This window comes from Myxococcus sp. CA039A, from assembly GCF_013336645.1.
Classification (GTDB): Bacteria; Myxococcota; Myxococcia; order Myxococcales; family Myxococcaceae; genus Myxococcus; species Myxococcus llanfairpwllgwyngyllgogerychwyrndrobwllllantysiliogogogochensis.
Genome location: NZ_JABUMQ010000107.1, coordinates 1 through 18,763 on the forward strand (window position 1 = coordinate 1; position 18,763 = coordinate 18,763).

Annotated in this window: 14 protein-coding genes and 1 pseudogene; 9 read left to right on the forward strand and 6 right to left on the reverse strand. The window is 69.9% G+C overall.

What is annotated here, in order from left to right; all coding sequences use genetic code 11:
• Positions 1–456, reverse strand: a pseudogene (locus HR086_RS19245) (cell envelope biogenesis protein TolA); the annotation flags it as partial.
• A 244-nt stretch (positions 457–700) separates the two neighbouring features.
• Between HR086_RS19245 and HR086_RS19250 the strand changes: the two are divergent.
• Positions 701–1,528, forward strand: coding sequence for a 2-oxo acid dehydrogenase subunit E2 (locus HR086_RS19250; RefSeq protein ID WP_174466341.1), 828 nt, complete (start codon positions 701–703; stop codon positions 1,526–1,528).
• 42 nt (positions 1,529–1,570) lie between these two features.
• Here the strand turns inward: HR086_RS19250 and HR086_RS19255 are convergent, their stop codons facing one another.
• The 3 genes from HR086_RS19255 to HR086_RS19265 form a co-directional block, all read right to left on the reverse strand.
• Positions 1,571–2,557, reverse strand: coding sequence for a zinc metalloprotease HtpX (locus tag HR086_RS19255; protein ID WP_174453529.1), 987 nt, complete (start codon positions 2,555–2,557; stop codon positions 1,571–1,573).
• A 280-nt stretch (positions 2,558–2,837) separates the two neighbouring features.
• Positions 2,838–4,271: an HTTM domain-containing protein gene (locus tag HR086_RS19260; protein ID WP_174463121.1), complete on the reverse strand. Its 1,434-nt coding sequence runs from the start codon at positions 4,269–4,271 to the stop codon at positions 2,838–2,840.
• Positions 4,264–5,487, reverse strand: a complete 1,224-nt coding sequence (locus HR086_RS19265) for an imelysin family protein (protein WP_174466342.1) — start codon at positions 5,485–5,487, stop codon at positions 4,264–4,266. The genes HR086_RS19260 and HR086_RS19265 overlap by 8 nt, the downstream gene beginning before the upstream one ends.
• A gap of 159 nt (positions 5,488–5,646) precedes the next feature.
• On the opposite strand from HR086_RS19265, the gene HR086_RS19270 reads away from it, so the two are divergent.
• Both HR086_RS19270 and HR086_RS19275 read left to right on the forward strand, forming a co-directional pair.
• Complete coding sequence (locus HR086_RS19270; protein WP_254626379.1) at positions 5,647–7,113, forward strand: hypothetical protein; 1,467 nt, start codon at positions 5,647–5,649, stop codon at positions 7,111–7,113.
• Positions 7,114–7,245: 132 nt separating this feature from the next.
• A complete protein-coding gene (locus HR086_RS19275) occupies positions 7,246–9,684 on the forward strand; it encodes a TonB-dependent receptor domain-containing protein (RefSeq protein ID WP_174466344.1) in 2,439 nt (812 codons plus the stop codon).
• Positions 9,685–9,733: 49 nt separating this feature from the next.
• On the opposite strand, the gene HR086_RS19280 is transcribed toward HR086_RS19275, so the two are convergent.
• Positions 9,734–10,144, reverse strand: coding sequence for a hypothetical protein (locus HR086_RS19280; protein ID WP_174453534.1), 411 nt, complete (start codon positions 10,142–10,144; stop codon positions 9,734–9,736).
• A 163-nt stretch (positions 10,145–10,307) separates the two neighbouring features.
• Between HR086_RS19280 and fni the strand changes: the two genes are divergently transcribed.
• Genes fni through HR086_RS19305 form a run of 5 tightly spaced genes read left to right on the forward strand, consistent with a single transcriptional unit; the run spans position 10,308 to position 15,746 of the window.
• Positions 10,308–11,366, forward strand: coding sequence for a type 2 isopentenyl-diphosphate Delta-isomerase (gene fni, locus HR086_RS19285; protein WP_174453535.1), 1,059 nt, complete (start codon positions 10,308–10,310; stop codon positions 11,364–11,366).
• A gap of 39 nt (positions 11,367–11,405) precedes the next feature.
• Positions 11,406–12,734, forward strand: coding sequence for a hydroxymethylglutaryl-CoA reductase, degradative (locus tag HR086_RS19290; protein WP_141644230.1), 1,329 nt, complete (start codon positions 11,406–11,408; stop codon positions 12,732–12,734).
• Positions 12,735–12,739: 5 nt separating this feature from the next.
• Positions 12,740–13,672: a mevalonate kinase gene (mvk, locus tag HR086_RS19295; RefSeq protein ID WP_141644229.1), complete on the forward strand. Its 933-nt coding sequence runs from the start codon at positions 12,740–12,742 to the stop codon at positions 13,670–13,672.
• 8 nt (positions 13,673–13,680) lie between these two features.
• The gene (mvaD, locus tag HR086_RS19300) at positions 13,681–14,667 is read left to right on the forward strand and encodes a diphosphomevalonate decarboxylase (RefSeq protein ID WP_174453536.1); all 987 of its coding nucleotides are present in this window, start codon (positions 13,681–13,683) and stop codon (positions 14,665–14,667) included.
• The gene (locus tag HR086_RS19305) at positions 14,667–15,746 is read left to right on the forward strand and encodes a mevalonate kinase (RefSeq protein WP_141644227.1); all 1,080 of its coding nucleotides are present in this window, start codon (positions 14,667–14,669) and stop codon (positions 15,744–15,746) included. Before mvaD ends, HR086_RS19305 begins: the two co-directional genes overlap by 1 nt.
• A gap of 63 nt (positions 15,747–15,809) precedes the next feature.
• On the opposite strand, the gene HR086_RS19310 is transcribed toward HR086_RS19305, so the two are convergent.
• Positions 15,810–16,982: a BamA/TamA family outer membrane protein gene (locus HR086_RS19310; protein ID WP_174453537.1), complete on the reverse strand. Its 1,173-nt coding sequence runs from the start codon at positions 16,980–16,982 to the stop codon at positions 15,810–15,812.
• A 182-nt stretch (positions 16,983–17,164) separates the two neighbouring features.
• Between HR086_RS19310 and HR086_RS19315 the strand changes: the two genes are divergently transcribed.
• The gene (locus HR086_RS19315) at positions 17,165–18,718 is read left to right on the forward strand and encodes an alkaline phosphatase family protein (RefSeq protein WP_174466347.1); all 1,554 of its coding nucleotides are present in this window, start codon (positions 17,165–17,167) and stop codon (positions 18,716–18,718) included.
• The last annotated feature ends 45 nt before the right edge of the window (positions 18,719–18,763 follow it).

Consider the following 18,763-nt stretch of genomic DNA (forward strand, 5'->3'; position numbering starts at 1 on the left):
GGACACCGGGGCGGGGGCCTGCGGCTCACGGCGACGGCCGCGACCACCCTCGGACTCCGCCTTCAGCCGCTGGTTCTCGGTCAGCACCTGCGCGAGCTCCAGCCGGGTCTGCTCCAGCTGCAGCGACGCGTTGCGCTCCACCTCGGCGCGGGCCTTGGCCAGGTCCTGAGAACCCTTGTCGCCCTCCTTCTGCTCGAAGACCTTTCGCTTGGCCTGCTTGAGCTGATCCTTCACTTCCTGGAGCTGGTTTCGCTGCTCATCCAGTTCCTTCTGCTTGCGTTGCAGCTCCGCTTCCGCCCTGGCGCGCGCGGCCTTGTGGTCCGCTTCCAGCTCGACGCGGGGCGTGTTGGAGGAGGAGGAAGAGGACGGGAGCGCCGCCTGCTTCGCGCCGCCGAAGAGGTTGAAATACAGCGAGATGGCGAGCCCGACTGCCAGGGCGATGACCAAAGGAACCACGGGACGACCTCCACGGGAGGGATATGCAAAAAGCGGGGCAGCCTAACCTCCAGCGCGGGCCCGTCAAGAGTGCGCTGGGGGTGCGTCCCCCTTGTACCCCGCCTCCATGCCCTGTTCGGAGGAAGGGTGCACGTGCGAAATCGAAGCCTCCCTTGGAGGGCATTCGCCCAGACGGGGTCTTCCCCGCCCCGCCGGGAGCCGCGATGCTGCGCCGCCCCGAAGAGCCCCGAGGAGCACGTGTGACATGGCTCACCTGGAGCTGAGACCCAAGCAGCGCGTGTCGAGCTTCCGCAAGCTGGCCATTGGCAGCTGGGGGGCGGCGTATGACCCCACCGTCTACGGCACGCTGACGGTGCGCATGGACCGGGCGCTGGCCTACATGGATGCCTTCCAGCGGAGCACGGGCCTGCGGCTGACGGTGACGCACCTGGTGCTCAAGGCGCTGGCCGAGGCGCTGCGCCGCTGCCCGGATGCCAACGCGGTGCTGCGCTTCCACCGAATCTATCTGCGCCAGCGCATCACCGTGTCCGCGCTCCTGCGCTCGGCGGACGCGGCGTCGGGGTGGGCGCCGGTGCGGGTGGTGGACGCGGATCGCCTCGGGTTGCGTGACCTGGTCCTCGCGCTGGACGCGGCGCACCAGGATGCGCGGGTGCGACGGGGCTTCCGGTGGGTGGAGAAGGTGCCCGCGCCGTTGATGCGGCTGTTCACCAGTGGGGTGTCGTTCCTGGCGGTGACGCTCAACCTGGACCTGGGCCGCTTCGGCCTGCCGAGGGATGCGTTCGGCGCCGCGGTCGTCACGGACGTGGGGGAGCTGGGCCTGGACTCGGCCTATCTGCCCCTGGTGCCCTTCACGCGGGTGCCGGTGTTCCTGGCGCCCGGCGCGGTGCGCGACACGCCGGTGGTGGAGGAGGGGAAGGTGGTGGTGGGGAAGGTGATGAGCCTCAACGCGTCCATCGACCATCGCTTCATCGACGGCTTCCACGCGGGCGTGCTGGCCAACACGTTGAAGGAGCTGCTGGAAGACCCCGAGGCGGCGTTCGGTCCGCCGGACGCGGCGGCCTCGGGGGGCTGAGCGCGGGAAGCGATGGGGTGCTCCCCGCGCCCGTTCGTCACGTCAGTACGCGTACTCCCAGCCGCCACGGCCCCCACGGGCGCGCGAGCCGCCGGTTCGAGCGCTCATCGCGCGCAGCCGGCGCACCCGCTCCGGAATGGGCGGGTGGGTGGAGAACAGCGCCATGACGCCGCCCCGGTGCAGCGGGTTGACGATGAACAGGTGCGACGTCGCCGGCGCCCTGTCGTATGGCATCACCTCCGCGCCGCGCTCCATCTTCAGCAGGGCATCCGCCAGCGCATCCGGGTCCCCGCTCAGCTCGGCGCCCGTCGCGTCCGCGCCGTATTCGCGCGAGCGGCTCACGGCGAGCTGCAACAGCGTCGCGGCGATGGGGGCGACGAGGAGCAGACCCAGGTTGGCGAACGCGCCGCCAAGGCCGCCCTCGTCGTCATCGCTCCGGCTGAGCATGGAGCCGCCGAACCAGAAGAGCATCTGCGCCGCGTAGCTGATGATACCGGCCAGCGTGGCCGCCACCGTGCCGATGAGCGTGTCGCGGTTGCGCACGTGCCCGATTTCATGCGCGAGCACGCCCTCCAGTTCGCGCTGGTCGAGGATGTCCATGATGCCCGCCGTCACCGCGACGGCGGCATGCTTGGGGCTGCGGCCCGTGGCGAACGCATTTGGCGAGCGCGTGGGCAGGATGTAGACCTTCGGCTTGGGCATGCCCGCGCGGGTCGCCAGTCGCTCCACCATCTGATGCAGCCACGGCGCCTGCTCATAGGGCAGGGGCTTCGCGCCGTGGATGGCCAGGGCGATCTTGTCGCTGAACCAGTAGGAGCCGAAGTTCATCACCACGGCGAAGAAGCCGGCGAACATCAGACCCTGGGCTCCGCCCAGTCGCTGGCCGATGACGAGCACCAGCGCGGTGAGGCCCGCGAGCAGCACCGTCGTCTTGAGCGCGTTGCCCAGGCGGTGCCACCCACCGCCGCCGTGCAGCGCCGGACGTCCGCCGCCGTTCCGGGAAGTTTCGTGGGTGCCAGTGAGTGCCATGTCGTCTCGTTCCTTTCCCCCGTTCAGGGGCTTCAGAAACGTAAACAGGCGGGCCGGCTCGTCAACGAAAGCCCCTGGATGTGTCCATGAATCCAGGGACTTACGTCATCGCTCGGAAGCCAGGCAGGAGAGCGGGCAAGCCGTCGCCCGATAGCGCGCCGCGCGGGCTCGCGAGCCCTCCTATGGCCGGAAGTGTCGTGGCTCGTGGCCCGATGCAGGGGCCGTGCGAGCCTGCGCGGGGACGGTGGGCGCGCCGCGAGCCGAGCACGTTCCGAGGTTGTCAGGGCGAATCAACGCGCGCGGTGCGCAAGGTCGGGCGCAGCCGGATGGGCGGTGAGTCGGGCGCTGGGAGAATCCACGCCTTGGGCGCGAGCCCATCCCGCTCTCGCGCCAGGTCCACGTTTGGATCCACGAGCACCTCCGCGGAGCGCCCGTTCAACGAAACGCGGACATCCGCACGAACCTCCACCGCGCCATGGCCTCGGGACTCGAAGTCGCGGGCGATGTGTCGGGCGAGCTGGAGGATGAGGTCGGGCTGCACGGACATCTCCCGCTCCTGAAGGCGGGTGAGGTGCTCGCTCGGCGAGACGTGCCACTCGCGTCCCGTGCCCGGTGCGCGGACGATGAACGTCACGCTGCCGTTCTTCTCGCGCGCCATCACCCGCCAGGAGAAGCGCATGCCCTGCTCGTGCCAGAGCACGTTGCCGCCGTACAGGTGCGTGCGCAGCGGGACGGCAAGCTGCACCACGCCGTACGCCACCGCCGCGCCGAGCGCCACCCAGGCCTTCCATCCCGGCGACGCGAGCCCAGCGGTGCGGGGAGTCCAGGAGACCGCATCGCGCCATGGCAGTCCGCGCAGTCGCGCCGCCAAGCGTCGGGGCCAGGAGGGCTCGAAGAACACGAGCGCGGCCGTCACCATGATGAAGGGGAACATTCCGATGGGGAACAGCACGGACGTGGCCGCGTGGAACACGATGACCACGACGTACGCGAACGGGCGCAGCCGGCGCGACAACAGGAACGCGACGATGGTGGTGTCGAAGAGGAAGCCGGACCACGCCGCCGCATAGGCCACCCAACGCTGCTCCAGCAGGGGCCCCACCCACGGCAGGCTCGTGCGGGCCGACAGCCAGATGTTGAGTGGCTGCGCGTGCACCAACCAGTCGGAGGTGAGCTTCGCCAGTCCGGCGAACACGTAGACGACGGTGACCTGGAAGCGCAGCAAGAGCGTGCACCACGCGGGCAGCGTGTCGCTCCGGAGCGCGGGCCTGCGCCATGCATCGACGGAGAACGCGCGGTGCGCCGGCACGAAGACGAGCAGCCCGAGCAACAGGCTCACCAGGTAGTAGTGGTTCAGGTAGTTGCTGACGTCGACGAGCTGCACATACGTGAAGGCCACGAAGAGCAGGACGGCCGTCGCCCGATAGAAGAGGCCCGCCGCGAGGAATGCGCCCAGCAGCGCCAGCGCGGCGAACACCAGGTGCATCCACGGCGCGGGCAGCGACGGCACCCAGTCGAAGCCCCAGTAGCTGAAGTGGAACCGGGGGCGCACGAACAGCACGTCCACCCAGCCATAGGCGAGGAAGCGAATCGACGAGACGGTGATGAGCACCCCGAGCGCCACCCGGAACGCCGCCAGCGCCGCGATATCTCGCGGCGCCAGCAACAGCTTCCAGAGGCGCTCGTTTCGGGAGCCGAGGGCCTGCTCAGTCATTGTCCCCTTCGACGGACTGGGGCAGCTCCAGGTCCAGCACCGTGACGAGCTCCGTCTTGAGCACGTCCGTGACGCCCTTGAACGCGTCATGGAGCGCGCGCACGGACGGCTTGTCCTGGGCCAGCGCCTGCTTCAGGTCCTCTTCCTCGATGGTCGCGAAGGCGGCCTCGGCGGCGACGATTCTCTCACGGAGCTTCTGGGCCAGCGCCTCCGCGCCCGCGGCCACCAGCACGTCATCGAAGCCCGTGCCCGTGTAACCCTCACCGCAGCCCTCCGCGAGCAGCCGGAAGCCCCGGACATTGGCGCGCAGGTTCGCCTTCGAGCGGTTCGCGAACTGCGACTCGAGGTGCTCAGGGCACGATTCCGTCGAGCACTCCCGCATGCCCAGGGGACGCGCCAGCTTCAGGTCCTTGCCCTCGCGCTCGAAGTAGAACATCGCGTCGCTCACCGCGTTGAGCGCGGCCTGATTCGTCGGGAACACCGTGTTGCCCGAGCCCGCGGACGCCAACGTGTTGGCGAAGTTGTCCTGGTCCGCCGCCCACGCCTTCACCAACTGCGTGGCTCGCTGATTCACGTCCTGCGCCACCACGAGCGCATAGGCGCGCTTGCGCGTCGCCCGCTCTGTCGGTGACAGCGCCGCCCAGGTGCCCTGCGCGACGATGGGCGAGGTGCCCTGACACGCCGTGTCCTCTCCCTCGTGGAACAGCAGGTACTCCAGCGCGTACAGCCCGCGCCGGCTCACCAGTGACGTCGGGAAACCCGCCGTCTCGTAGCTCTTGCTGACGAGCTGCTCCTCCACCGTGCACCGGCTCACCAGCGGCCACGAATAGACGTTGTCGCGCAGCTCCGCGCCGCCCGCCGCGCTGCGAGGCGCCGCCGGTCCCACCTGCATGACCTCCGCGACCTGCCAGACGTCCATGGCCGCGTGGAACGCCGCGCGCGCCTCCGCCTGCGTCGTGGCATCCGGCTGACCCGCGTACCGCGACACCGCCCCCGTCAGCGCGGTGCTCGCCTCCAGGAACTGCCGCGCCGTCTTCTCCACGCAGGCGCCCGTCGCCTTCAGGAGGTCCGCGCGCGTCGTGTCCGTGCCGCCCGGCCCCGCGTCCTCCTTGCCTTTGTCGGACTCCTTGCAGCCCGGAAGGCAGGTCAGGGCGGTGAGGAGCAGGAGCGCGCTGGTGCGGCGCGCGCGGAGGGGGCCCGGCGACTGGGTCTTCATGAGGGTCTCGATCATCTCGGGGAAGTCAGGGTGCTCAATGCTCGCGCGCTTGACAGCACGTGTGGATCCGTTTTACGAGCCGCACCCTGATTTTGAGAACGATTGTCATTAGCAGATTACGAAATATTGCAGGGAGAGGGGCATACGATGAAGAGCGGGATGCAGCAGCGTAAATCGTTCGCGGGCGTAGCGGTTCTTTCGCTCGCACTGGCGGTGTTCAGCAGCGCCTGTGGCGACGACGACGAGAAGGACCCGCAGAACACGCCGGACTCTGGCACGCCTGACTCCGGAACGCCCGACTCTGGCACGCCCGACTCCGGCACGCCCGACGCGGGCCCGGTGACGACGGTGTCGGACGCCGACATCGCGCTGGCTCGCTTCAACACGGACGGCACCCTGGACACGACGTTCGGCGCCAGTGGCACGACGCGCGTGGACCTGAGCACCGTGGCGGGTGGAACGAAGGACGCCGTGTGGGGTCTGGCGGCGGATGGGACCAACCGGCTCGTCGTCTTCGGCTCGCGCCGTGGCGAGGGTGACCGCGTCGACGCGGACCGCGTGGTGGTGCGCTTCTCGGCCAACGGCGCCCGCGACACGACGTTCGGCACCGAGGGCGTGTACACGCTCAACGTCTCCAACCTGAGCGACGGCGCGCGCCACGGCATCGTCCAGGCGGACGGCAAGATTGTCGCGTCGGGTTACACCAGCCAGCCGACGGGCGCGGGCACGCAGGCGGCCAACCGCATCGTGCTGCTGCGCCTGGATGACGCGGGCAAGGCGGACAACACCTTCGGTTGGAAGGGCGTGGTCAACTCCGCGCCGTTCGGAGCCGTCAACCCCCCCACCAACCCCGAGTGGGGCATGGCGGAGGCGTACGCGGTGGGCCAGTTCAGGGACGGCAGCTACGTCACCACCGGCTACGGCCGCAGCGCGTCCTCCGGCACGGTGGACGTGGTGAACTTCAAGTACTCGGCCACGGGCGAGCGCGACCTGAATTGGGGGTCGAACGGCATCGCCCTGCTGGACCTGGTCAGCGACAACGACCGCGGCCGCAACCTGCTGGTGCTGAACGACGACCGCGTGTGCACGGTGGGCAGTGCGACGCCGGTGGCGCAGAAGATCTCCGCCCTGGTGTTCATGCTGGACAAGAACGGCGCGCGCGACACGACGTTCAATGCGGAGGGCTACAAGCTGTACGACTTCGAGCGTCCGGAGCAGGCGTTCTTCGGCGTGGCGAAGTCCGCGGATGGCAACTGGGTGGCCGCGGCGGGTTACCGCGCCGGTGGCAGCGAGGATGACGACGGCGTGCTGGCCATCATCCCGGTGGGCGGCTCGGGCACCGAGGTCTTCAAGGCGGCGCCCATCTCCGAGACGGACCATGACCGCTTCTGGTCCGTGGCCTTCGACGCGTCCAACCGCGTCTACGTGGCGGGCTTCGTCACCGAGGGCGGCGACAACAAGATGGTGGTGGCGCGTTACACGACGGCTGGCGCGCTGGACACGACGTTCGGCACGGGCGGCGTCGTGAAGCACAACTTCATCGTCGGCAAGACGGAGGAGGCCGTGCGCGGCATCGTCGTGCAGTCCGACGGGAAGATCGTCGTCGCGGGCACGGCCGACAAGTAGTAGCAGCACGGTTTCGAAGCACCCAGTCCTGGAGCCGGGGAGTCGGGTCCCTTCATGGGCCCGGCCACCCCGGCTTCCTGGCGTCTGGCGCAGTGCCACCGCACATCATCGAGACAAGGGCGTACTTCGCAGATGGCATGGTTCAAGGACAGGCTGAGGCGGGCGCGGAGCTGGACGGCTCCGGTGCTCATGGTGGGGTTCGTGTCGTCGTCGGCCGCCCAGTCCGTGCCGGGTGCTCCCAGCGAGGCTGCGACTCCGTCAGAGGCGGCTCCTCCGGTGGCCCCATCGCCCGTTGGACCTGCCGAGGAGCCCGCTCTTCCATCGACGTCCTCTCAGCCAGAGCCCCTCGTCGACGTGCCCGTGCCTTCGGAGTCGGTGGCCACACCCTCGGCGCCGGAGGACGCGCCGCTGGCTCCGGAGCAGGCCGGTAGCGTGCCCGCGCAGGCGCCCACCGCGCCGGACGCGGTGCCCGAGGCGGGGCAGCGGAAGTTCGAGAGCGTGGTGGTGGGGACCTCGGAGACGCGCACGAGCGGCTCGGTCCACATCCTCAAGCCCGCGCAGCTGGAGCGCTACGAGAAGGACGACCCGAGCGCGGTGCTGATGAGCGTGCCCGGTGTCTACGCGCGTGGCGAGGACGGCTTCGGGCTTCGGCCGAACGTGGGCCTTCGCGGCGTGAATCCGGACCGCAGCAAGAAGGTCACCCTGTTGGAGGACGGTGTCCTCTTCGGCCCGGCGCCGTACTCCGCGCCTGCGGCCTACTTCTTCCCGCTCGTCACCCGCATGCAGTCGGTGCGCGTGCTCAAGGGCCCCTCGGCCATCCAGCATGGTCCACAGACTGTCGCGGGCTCCGTCGAGTTCCTCACGCGCGACATCTCCGCGTCGGAGTCCGCGTGGCTGGACATCGCCGGAGGTGGCTACCTGTACGGCAAGGCGCACGGCGTCTTCAGCGCGAGCACCGAGCGAGCGGGCTTCCTGGTGGAAGGCATCCACCTGCGCAGCAATGGCTTCAAGGAGCTCGACGGTGGAGGCACCACGGGCTTCCGGCGCAACGAGTGGATGGCGAAGGCCCGCTACCGCCTGGTGACCGAGGGGGAGATTCGCCAGAGCCTCAACCTCAAGCTGGGCTACTCCGACGAGCTGTCCAACGAGACGTACCTGGGCCTGTCCGACGCGGACTTCCGCGCCAACCCGCTGCGCCGCTACGTCGCCAGCGCGCTGGACCGGATGAAGTGGCACCGCACCCAGGTGGCCCTCAGTCACGTGCTGGAAGCCGGCTCGCTGGCCATCACCACCACGGCCTACCGCAACGACTTCGCGCGCGTGTGGCGCAAGGTGAACCGCTTTGGCGGCGCCGCCATTGCCACCGTGCTCGCGGACCCGACGAGCGCGCGCAACTCCATCTACTACGGCGTCCTCACCGGCCAGCTCGACACGTCGTCGACGCAGGACACGTTGCTCATCGGCCCCAATGACCGCACCTTCGTGTCGCAGGGCCTCCAGAGCGTCGCGCGGTGGACCACGACGACGGGCCCGCTGAGCCACAGCCTGGAGGTCGGCGCGCGCTTCCACTACGACAGCATCGACCGCAAGCACACCGAGGACGCGTACCTCATGGCGGGCGGCGAGCTCGTCTCCGCTGGAGCGCCCACGGCCACCACCGCCGACAACAAGGACGCCACCCACGCCCTCGCGCTGCACGTGACGGATGCCATCGCCTGGGGACCGCTGGTCCTCACGCCGGGCGTTCGCCTGGAGATCATCCGCTCCCGCTCGTATGACCGCATGACGGGGGAGGACACGGACGGCTCGCTCGAGGTGCTGATGCCGGGCCTGGGCGCGTATGGCGCGCTGACGCCGAACCTGGGCCTTTTCGCGGGCGCGTATCGGGGCTTCTCGCCGCCCTCACCGGGCCAGCCCGACGCGGTGAAGCCGGAGAAGAGCATCAACTACGAGTCGGGCGCCCGCTGGACGCGTCGGGGCGAGCGCTTCGAGGTCGTCGGCTTCTTCAACGACTACTCGAACCTCACCGCCATCTGCACCTTCTCCAGCGGCTGTGTGGATGACGACCTGGACCGACAGACGGACGCGGGACAGGCCCACATCTACGGACTGGAGGTCTTCGCGGAGAAGACGTTCCGTCCCGGAGGCGGCGTGACGTTTCCGCTCTCGGCTTCCTACACCTTCACGCGCACGGAGTTGCTCACCGACTTCCGCTCGGCGGATCCGCAGTTCGGCGACGTGAAGGCCGGCGACGAGCTGCCCTATGTGCCCCGGCACCAGGTCTTCGCGTCGGTGGGCATGGAGGGCGCGCTGGGCGGCGTCATCCTGAGCGCGCTCTACATCGACAGCATGCGCGAGAAGGCGGGGCAGGGTGAGGCGGCGCCCGGCGAGCTGACGGACTCCCAGCTCACGTTCGACGTCAACGCGAACTGGAACTTCTCCCGCTGGGGACAGCTCTACTTCAGCGCGCGCAACGTGTTCGACTCGGCGGACATCGTCTCCCGTCGTCCCTATGGCGCGCGCCCCAACGCCCCCCGCACGGTGATTCTCGGCTTCAAGCTGTCGCACTGACGCAAGGACCCCAGGTGCCCCGGAGGAACCCGGCCGGGGCGGGGGAGGGTCAGAGGTAGAAGCGGTCCGTCACGCCGGCGGTGCGCTGGAGGATGGCGCTCCATCCGAGCCACAGCTCGATGCCACTCTTCGCGGTCTCCGACTCGCCCCCCAGCGCGCCGAGCGAGCCCGTGCAGCCCGCGAGCGTGCACAGCCCGGACTCCGTCAGGTGCTCCAGCAGCGCGCGAAGCGTGGGCATGCCTCGTGATTCGAAGCGGTCCGAGACGTCCGCGCGGTTCTCGAAGTAGGGCTCATCCAGCGCGCCCCGCAAGAAGCGCTCGAGTGCCCACCAGAAGAGATACACCTCCGCGCGGCGCCCCGACGCGGTCGCCGCGGCGGCGATGGACAGGCCCTGGTGCACCCGGTCGTAATCTCCGCTGTGCAGGAAGATGACCACCTTGGATGACGCGGGCGCGCTCATGCGGGCCTCATACCGTCCAGCAGTGTCCGCCGTCCATTGAGTCACCGGGGCGGACCGCTCGGGCCCTTTGGCTTGCGCCCGTCCCCCGGCGCTTGCTAGGAAACCCGCGAGCCATCGGGCACTTACACGCCCTGACGGGCACTTGGGACGGGCTGCTTCTCTCATGGTCGAGGACATCACAGCGCGGCGCAAAGACGCTCACCTCGACCTGTGCGCCACCGGTGACGTCGAGCCGGGCGGAAACAGCACCCTCCTGGAGCACGTCCACCTGGTCCACTGCGCCATGCCAGAGATGGCCGTGGAGGACGTGGACCTGTCCACTCCGTTTCTTGGAAAGCAGTTGCGCCACCCGCTGCTCGTCACGGGCATGACAGGCGGCACCGAGCGCGCGGGCGCGGTCAATCGTGACCTCGCATTGCTCGCTGAGCGACATGGTCTGGCGTTTGGTGTTGGAAGCCAGCGCGCCATGTCGGAAGACGTTGCGCGGGCCGCATCCTTCCAGGTGCGGCAGGTCGCGCCCACGGTGGCGTTGCTGGGCAACATCGGGCTCTATCAGGCGGTGCGGCTGGGCGTGGACGGGGTTCGGCGGTTGATGGAGGACATCGGCGCGGACGGCATCGCGTTGCACCTCAACGCGGGCCAGGAATTGACCCAGCCCGAGGGCGACCGGGACTTCCGGGGCGGCTACGACGTGGTGGGGGCGCTGGTGAAGGCCTTCGGCGACCGGCTGCTCGTGAAGGAGACCGGGTGTGGCATCGGTCCGGATGTGGCCCGGCGGCTGGTGGCGCTGGGGGTCCGGAACCTGGATGTCTCCGGCCTGGGCGGCACGTCGTGGGTTCGCGTGGAACAACTTCGGGCGACGGGCGTACAAGCTCAGGTGGGCGCGGAATTCAGCGCGTGGGGAATTCCCACGGCGGCCGCGGTGGCGACGGTGCGCGCGGCCGTGGGGCCGGAGGTTCGGCTGGTCGGCAGCGGCGGGGTGAGGACGGGGCTGGACGTAGCGAAGGTGCTCGCGCTGGGCGCGGACCTGGGCGGAATGGCGCTGCCGCTGTTCCGGGCGCAACAGGCGGGTGGGGTGGAGGCGGCGGAGCAGGCGCTGGCGGTCATCCTGTCGGGATTGCGACAGGCGCTCGTGCTCACGGGAAGCAGAAGCTGCGCTGAGCTGAGGCAGCGGCCGCGGGTGGTGACCGGAGTGTTGAAGGATTGGATTGCGGCGCTATAGCGGCCGTGTGCGTCGACGCAGGAAGAGGGAAGACTCAACATGTCTGAGACGGTGACGTCCCGGCTCTCCGGGTTCCACAAGCTGCCGATGGATGAGCGCCTCGCGCAGCTCGCTCGCATGTTGCGGCTTTCGCCCGCGGACCTGGAGCAGCTTCGCGGCACGGAGGCTTTGCAGCCGGTCCTGGCCAACCAGATGATCGAAAACGCGGTGGGAACCTTCTCCCTGCCGCTGGGGTTGGGACTCAATCTCCAGGTCAACGGGCGCGACTACCTGGTGCCCATGGCGGTGGAGGAGCCGTCGGTGGTGGCGGCGGTGTCGTTCGCCGCGAAGATCGTCCGCGAGGCGGGCGGCTTCATCGCCGAGGCCGACGAGTCGATGATGATTGGTCAGGTCCAGGTGACGCGCTACGGCGACCCGACCGAGGCCACGCAGAAGATTCTGGCGCACAAGGAGCAGCTGCTGGCCCTGGCCAACAGCTTCCATCCCGCGATGGTGGCGCGCGGTGGCGGCGCGAAGGACGTGGAGGTTCGCGTGCTGCCGGCCCCCGAGGGCCCGCGTGGCGAGCCGCTGCTCGTGGTGCACATCCTCATCGACACGCAGGAGGCGATGGGGGCCAACCTCATCAACACCGTGGCGGAGGGCGTGGCGCCGCTCGTGGAGCAGATCACCGGCGGCAAGGTGTACCTGCGCATCCTCTCCAACCTGGCGGACCGACGGCTGGCGCGCGCCACGTGCCGCATCCCCCTGGCGATGCTCGCCGACTTCGAGATGCCCGGTGAGACCATCGCCGAGGGCATCGCCCAGGCCAGCCGCTTCGCGGAGGCGGACCCGTACCGCGCGGCCACGCACAACAAGGGCGTGATGAACGGCATCGACTCGGTGGCCATCGCCACGGGGCAGGACTGGCGCGCGATTGAAGCCGGCGCGCATGCGTTCGCCTGCCGTGGCGGTCAGTACCGCCCCCTGTCGACGTGGTACCTGGAGGAAGGTCACCTGGTGGGCCGCATCGAGCTGCCCATGGCGCTGGGCCTGGTGGGCGGCCCCATCAAGGTGCACCCCGGCGTGCAGATGGCGCTGAAGCTCCTGCGCGCCTCGAGCGTGCGTGAGCTGTCCATGGTGTTCGCGGCGGTGGGGCTGGCGCAGAACTTCGCGGCGCTCCGGGCGCTGGGCAGCATTGGCATCCAGAAGGGCCACATGGCGCTGCACGCGCGCTGCGTGGCGGTGACGGCGGGCGCGCGCGGTGACTGGGTGGAGAAGCTCGCGGACCTGCTGGTGAAGGCGGGTCACGTGAAGGTGGAGAAGGCCCGGGAGATTCTCGCCAGCCTGTCCGCCGAGGACGCCGCTGCCGCCACTGGCACGACACTCTGAGCGCCGTGGCCACCCAGTCCTCCCTGTCCACGTTCGGCGCCGGCAAGGTCATCCTGCTGGGCGAGCACAGCGTCGTGTACGGCCATCCCGCGCTGGCGGGTCCGCTGTCGCAAGGCGTGAAGGCTCGCGGCGTGCCGTCCAAGAAGTGTCAGCTCTCCCTGCCGTCCACGCTGAGCCGGGGACAGCGGGCGCTGCTCACCCTGGCCTTCGCGCGCGCGGCGAAGCTGGTGGGCGAGCCTCCGGTGAAGGTGTCGTTGGACCCGGAGCTGCCGCTGTCCGTGGGGCTGGGCAGCTCCGCCGCGCTGTCCGTGGCGTGCGCGCGGCTGTTGCTGCTGGCGGCGGGCAAGGAGGCCACGCCGCGAGAGGCCGCGCGGGTGGCGTGGGAGATGGAGCAGGAGTTCCACGGCACGCCTTCCGGGGTGGACCACACCACCAGCGCGGAGGAGCGGCTGTTGCTCTATCGCCGGACGCCCAACGCGGCGGCGGTGGGGCGCGGCAGGACGGTGGAGAGTCCCCGTCCGCTCAAGGTGGTGGTGGCGCTGGCGGGTGAGCGCAGTCCCACGAAGAAGACGGTGGCGGCGCTGCGGGAGCGGCAGGCGCGGTGGCCCGAGCGCTACCGGCGGCTCTTCACGGAGATGGGGCGGCTGGCGTCGGAAGGCGCGAAGGCGGTGGAAGCCGGAGACTTGGAGGCGCTGGGTGACGCGATGAACGTCAACCAGGGCCTGCTGGCGGCGCTGGGCCTGTCCTCGCCGCCGCTGGAAGAGATGGTGTATCGACTGCGTGGCCTGGGGGCGCTGGGCGCCAAGCTCACCGGAGCGGGTGGGGATGGTGGGGCCGTGGTCGGTCTGTTCCTCGAACCGGAGGCCGCGGTGGTCCAGCTCACCCGACTCGGTGTGCGCTGCTTCAGCAGCCAGCTCGCGGGTCCGCGAGCGCCGTGAGTGTTCCCATGAAAGCCACTGCCCTGGCGCATCCCAACATCGCCCTCGTGAAGTACTGGGGGAAGCGGGACGACGCGCTCATCCTTCCACACCAGTCCAGCCTGTCGCTGACGCTGTCGCCGCTGTCGGTGACGACGACGGTGGAGTTCGGCGTCCCGACTGACACGGTGGAGATCAACGGCCACACGTCCAAGGGCAGCGAGCGCGAGCGCGTGTTGCGCCTGCTGGAGTCGGTGCGCGCCCAGACGAAGGACGCGCTGGGGCCGGCGAAGGTCGTCTCGCGCGGAGATTTCCCCATGGCAGCGGGGCTCGCGAGCAGCGCCGCGGGCTTCGCGGCGCTCGCTGTCGCGGGACGCGCGGCTGCGGGCCTGCCGTCCGACGCGAGGGCGGCGAGCATCCTGGCGCGGCTGGGCAGCGGCTCCGCGTGTCGCAGCGTGGAGGGTGGCTTCTGCGAGTGGCAGCGCGGCGAGCGCCCGGACGGAGACGACAGCTTCGCGGTGCAGCGCTTCGACGCGGCGCACTGGCCGGACCTGCGCATGGTGGTGGCGGTGCTGGACCGGGGCGAGAAGGACGTGAAGTCGCGCGACGGGATGAAGCAGACGGTGGAGACCAGCCCGTACTACCCGGCCTGGGTGCGTGACGCGGAAGAGGAAGTGCCGCGTGCCCGCGCGCACATCGCCCGGAGGGACTTGCAGGCGCTGGGGGAGCTGTGTGAGCGCAACGCGTGGCGGATGCATTCCACGTCGCTCGCGGCCGACCCACCGCTCTGCTACCTGAACGCGGGGACGCTGGGCCTCATCCAGCACCTGCGCGAGCACCGCAAGAAGGGCATCCCCGTCTGGTTCACGTTGGACGCGGGCCCCAACCCGGTGCTGCTGACGGACGCGGCGAACGAAGTCGCGGCGGAGGCGCTGGCCCGCGCGTGTGGCGCGCTGGACGTGATTCGCTGCGTGCCGGGCGGGGACGCGGTGCTCAAGCAGGAGCACCTGTTCTGATGGAGCGCGCCCTCTCCGCACCGGGCAAGCTGTTCGTCTCCGGCGAGTACGCGGTGCTGTGGGGCGGGGTGGCGCGAGTGGCCGCGGTGGCGCCTCGCACCGCGGCCTATGTGCGGCGGCGCGAGGATGCGCGCGTGCATGTCTGCCTGGAGGAAGGGTCGCTGGGCGGCAGCGTGACGCCTCGGGGCGTGCGCTGGGAGCGCGAGGTGCCCGCGGGCTTCTCCTTCGTGGCGCGCACGCTGGACGAGGCGCTCCGAGCGCACGGCCGCGCGAGCCAGGGCTTCGACTTCGCGGTGGCGCCCTCGGCCGTGGGGCCCAACGGGCAGAAGCTGGGCATGGGCGGCAGCGCGTGCGCGACGGTGCTGGCGGCCGAGAGCGCGCGTTATGTGCTGGAGGAGCGCTACGACGCACTGAAGCTGGCGTTGCTGGCGCACACGCAGGGGCAGGGCGGCAAGGGCAGCGGCGGGGATGTGGCGGCGAGCTTCGCGGGGGGCGTGCTGCGCTATCGGCGCTATGACGTGACGCCCCTGGTCGACGCGAGCAACGGCGGACGGCTGAGCGCGGCGCTGACGGAGTCGGCCTCCGTGGACGTGTGGCGACTGCCCGTGCCCCGGGTGTCCATGGCGTATGCCTTCACGGGCGAGAGCGCGTCCACGCGCGTGCTGATTGGCCAGGTGGAAGCGCGGCTGGAGGCGGCGGGGCGCCAGGCCTTCGTCGAGCGCTCCAACGTGGTGGGGCAGGTGATGGAAGATGGTCTCGCGGGCTGGGACTTCCGAGGCTTCTCCGAGGCCGTGAAGGCGCAGCACGCGCTGCTGTTGGAACTGGGCCCGCTGGAGACGGAGGGCATGCGCCGCGTGCTGTCCATGGCGGCGGCCTACGGCTGCGTGGGCAAGCTGTCCGGCGCGGGGGGCGGCGACGGCTGCATCCTCTTCGCACCGGACGCGGAGGCTCGCGCCGAGCTGTGCAAGGGACTGGAGTCGCGCGGCTTCCACACGCTGCTGCTGGAGGCCGAGCAGGGCGTCCGGGGCGAGACGCAGGTGGATGCGCGGCTGCGTGCCTGGGTGGACGCGCTCGTCTGAGTCACGCGACGCCCCTCGTCCTCGCTCACTCACTCACGAGCGAGACTGGGGCATTGGCTCCGTTCAGAACATGTGGCCGAAGGTGATGTAGATGCGCTGGCGGCCCGTCTCGGTGGAGCGGGCGTAGTCCATGCGCACCACGGCGGCGCGCCGGGTGAGGCGCAGGCCGCCGCCGATGCCCGGGTGCCACTCGTGCCACTTCCCGTCCGTCACGCCCGGGTGCCACACGCGCCCCAGGTCCAGGAACATCACCGCGCCAACCTTCATGCTCTTGCCGAACACCTGCATCTGCGCGGCCTGGAAGCGCAGTTCCGTGTTGCTGAACGCCTTGATGTTGCCGGAGAAGCGGTTGCGCTCGATGCCGCGCACGCTGCTCATCCCGCCGATGCCCTCCGACACATTCACGCCGCCCGTGTTGCTCCATTCGAAGAACGGCACGTCGCCGAAGAGCATGTCCAGCGTGAGCCGCTGCGCCAGCGTCAGCCGTGACGACAGCCGCAGGTATCGCCGCTCGCTCAAGGTGATGCCCACGTACTGATAGCGGCTGCCCGTCGCCTGGCCTGACACGCGCAGCGCAAGCTCCTCCACGCCGCCCTCCAGCGGGTCCGTCTCGTCGTCGCGTGTGTCCCACAGCGCGCCCACGAGGAGCTGGCCGGTGGAGCCACCCTCGATGCCGATGGGCTGCTGCTGCGTCAGCATGGACTGGTCTTCCGCGCTCACGCTCGTGTTGCGCCACGCGTAGCCCACGTAGGACTGGAGTGGATGCGTGGGACCGAAGGGCCGGCCACGAAGGCGCAGCCACGCGCCGGGCGAACCCTTGTCGAACGTGAAGCGCTCGTTGTCCAGGTCACCCTTGAAGTCCGGCGCCGACTGGTTGCCCGCGCCGAAGAAGGGGCTGCGCAGCTCCCTGCGGTACTCGAGCCCTGCCTCCAGGCGAAGCGGTCCGATGAGGCGCGGCCCGTCGTAGCGCAGGTAGTGGCTCTGCACGCCTCGGCTGCTGAAGAGCACCTGCGCGCCGATGCCGTGCGCGTACGGCGTCTTGCCGGGGCCGTACAGGTAGATGCCGCCCACCGCGCCGTAGCTGATGCCGTGGTCCGAACTGAACGTCATCATCGGCAGCGCGATGATGTCCGAGCCGGAGTCCGTCTTCGCGGGAGCCAGCCCAGGCGCCGGCCGGGCAGGCGGCGTCACCGGAGCGGCACTCAGGAGGGCGAGGAGGACAGCGGGAATGATCATGGGGACCGTGGTGACGCCTCTCTGAGTCGGATCCATCCCGACTGAAGGACGGCGCTACCTGCCCGCCTGCTTTCCAGGAGGGCTGCCTTCGACTGAAGGCGGCCGTCCCCCCAAGTGCTCATTTTGCCTGCCGAAGGAGGGGAGGCGTCAACGTGAGTGGAGTCATTACCCCAGCTTCATGGATGTGGGCCCACGGACTTGCGCGGAGGGTGCGCTCGAAAGTTCCGCCCGCAGCGGCGCATCGGCGCCGGAACCTCTTGATTGTCCATTTAGACGGGGTGCCGAAGGCCCTGCTGGATGAGGCGATTGTCGCCGGGAAGATGCCGTTCTTCTCACGACTCATCCGCTCGGGGGCGTTTCATCTGGAGGACGCCTTCTGGGGCGCGCCCACCTCCACGCCCTACTTCCAGGCGGGCTTGCTGTACGGCATGCGCGAGTCGAACCTGCCTGCCTACTCCTGGTACGACCGGGAGCTGGGTCGCAAGGTGCAGATGAACGTGCCCTCGGACGCGCTGGAAATCGATCAACGGTTGCGAGGCGCGGGGCGCGACAGCCTGCTGGATGGCGGTGGCCACGGGTACTTCTCGCTGTTTCGCGCGGGCGCGGACAACGCGCTGAGCATGAGCACGCTGGGCAGCTTCAAGCTGATGTCGCGCTCGCTCTCCTACGAGCTGATGGGTTTGTCGGCCGGTCGCACGCGGGGCGCGTGGGACTTCCTGCGCTCGTTCGGAATGGACACGTGGCAGTCGGCGCGCGAGGTGGTCCGCTGGTCTCGCGCCCTCCACGACTGGCGCCACGAGCAGTCCTTCCTGCTCAGTCGCGTGCTCTTCCAGCGTCTGGGCTGGAGCTTCGCGCACACCAAGGCCCTGGTGGACATGGTGCGCGGCGTGCCCGCCATCTACCTCGTCTTCGGCAACTACGACGAGGTGGCCCACCGCCGCGGGCCCCGCTCGGAGATCGCGCTGGCGGAGCTGCACCGGGTGGATGCGTACCTCTCGGAGCTCTACGCCATGGCGCGCTCGGTGGAGCGCCCCTACGACGTCGTCATCCTCTCGGACCACGGACACGTGGACAGCCTTCCGCTGGAGCAGCGCCAGGGCGTTCGACTGGAGTCCATGTTGTTCGAGGGCGCTCACGTCCCGCTGTCCGACGACGTGGCGCGGGGCCTGTGTGAGGGACGTTCTCTGCCCGAGCCGGACACCGTCGCGCGCGCGCCTTTCAAGCCCGTCGTCGTCGAGTGCGGCAACTTCGCCCATGTCTATCTCTCCGGCGAGAGCGAGCCGCTGGAGGCGAGGACGCTGCTGGCGCGGCATCCGGAGGTGCTGGCGCGCGCCACGCGGAGCCCGGACATCGGCATCGTCGCGATGCGCCGGGGGAACTCCGCGGTGGCCGTGGTTCGCGGTGGCGTCTACGGCCCGGATGAAATGGAGCGCGCGCCCCTGGCACCCGAGTACAGCCGCCGCGCGGTGGCGGACTTCCTCAGGGGCCTGCCGGCGATGAAGACGGCGGGAGACCTGGTCCTCTTCGGTGAGGCGGTGCGGCGCGGAGGCACCGTGGGCTTCGCGTGGGAGTTCGGCTCGCACGGCGGGCTGACGCGCACGGAGGCCAACAGCCTGGTGTGCTGGCCCGCGGACGCGCCCGTGGACCTGTCCGGTCTGGGCCACTGCGCGGACCTCCACGAGCGGCTTGCGGAAGCCTACCTGGAGCCCGCGCTCCGACTGCGGTGGGTCCAGTGAAGCAGGACCCCGTTCGGTCCACGACGGGCAGGTGGCCCAGTCCCT

Excerpts from the sequence above, each read along its gene's own strand:
- HR086_RS19265 (WP_174466342.1), bottom strand. The coding sequence starts at position 5,487 with ATGAAGACCCAGTCGCCGGGCCCCCTCCGCGCGCGCCGCACCAGCGCG.
- HR086_RS19305 (WP_141644227.1), top strand. The coding sequence starts at position 14,667 with ATGGAGCGCGCCCTCTCCGCACCGGGCAAGCTGTTCGTCTCCGGCGAG.
- HR086_RS19250 (WP_174466341.1), top strand. The coding sequence starts at position 701 with ATGGCTCACCTGGAGCTGAGACCCAAGCAGCGCGTGTCGAGCTTCCGC.
- HR086_RS19280 (WP_174453534.1), bottom strand. The coding sequence starts at position 10,144 with ATGAGCGCGCCCGCGTCATCCAAGGTGGTCATCTTCCTGCACAGCGGA.
- HR086_RS19310 (WP_174453537.1), bottom strand. The coding sequence starts at position 16,982 with ATGATCATTCCCGCTGTCCTCCTCGCCCTCCTGAGTGCCGCTCCGGTG.
- HR086_RS19260 (WP_174463121.1), bottom strand. The coding sequence starts at position 4,271 with ATGACTGAGCAGGCCCTCGGCTCCCGAAACGAGCGCCTCTGGAAGCTG.
- HR086_RS19275 (WP_174466344.1), top strand. The coding sequence starts at position 7,246 with ATGGCATGGTTCAAGGACAGGCTGAGGCGGGCGCGGAGCTGGACGGCT.
- HR086_RS19255 (WP_174453529.1), bottom strand. The coding sequence starts at position 2,557 with ATGGCACTCACTGGCACCCACGAAACTTCCCGGAACGGCGGCGGACGT.
- HR086_RS19290 (WP_141644230.1), top strand. The coding sequence starts at position 11,406 with ATGTCTGAGACGGTGACGTCCCGGCTCTCCGGGTTCCACAAGCTGCCG.
- HR086_RS19315 (WP_174466347.1), top strand. The coding sequence starts at position 17,165 with ATGTGGGCCCACGGACTTGCGCGGAGGGTGCGCTCGAAAGTTCCGCCC.
- mvaD (WP_174453536.1), top strand. The coding sequence starts at position 13,681 with ATGAAAGCCACTGCCCTGGCGCATCCCAACATCGCCCTCGTGAAGTAC.
- fni (WP_174453535.1), top strand. The coding sequence starts at position 10,308 with ATGGTCGAGGACATCACAGCGCGGCGCAAAGACGCTCACCTCGACCTG.
- HR086_RS19270 (WP_254626379.1), top strand. The coding sequence starts at position 5,647 with ATGCAGCAGCGTAAATCGTTCGCGGGCGTAGCGGTTCTTTCGCTCGCA.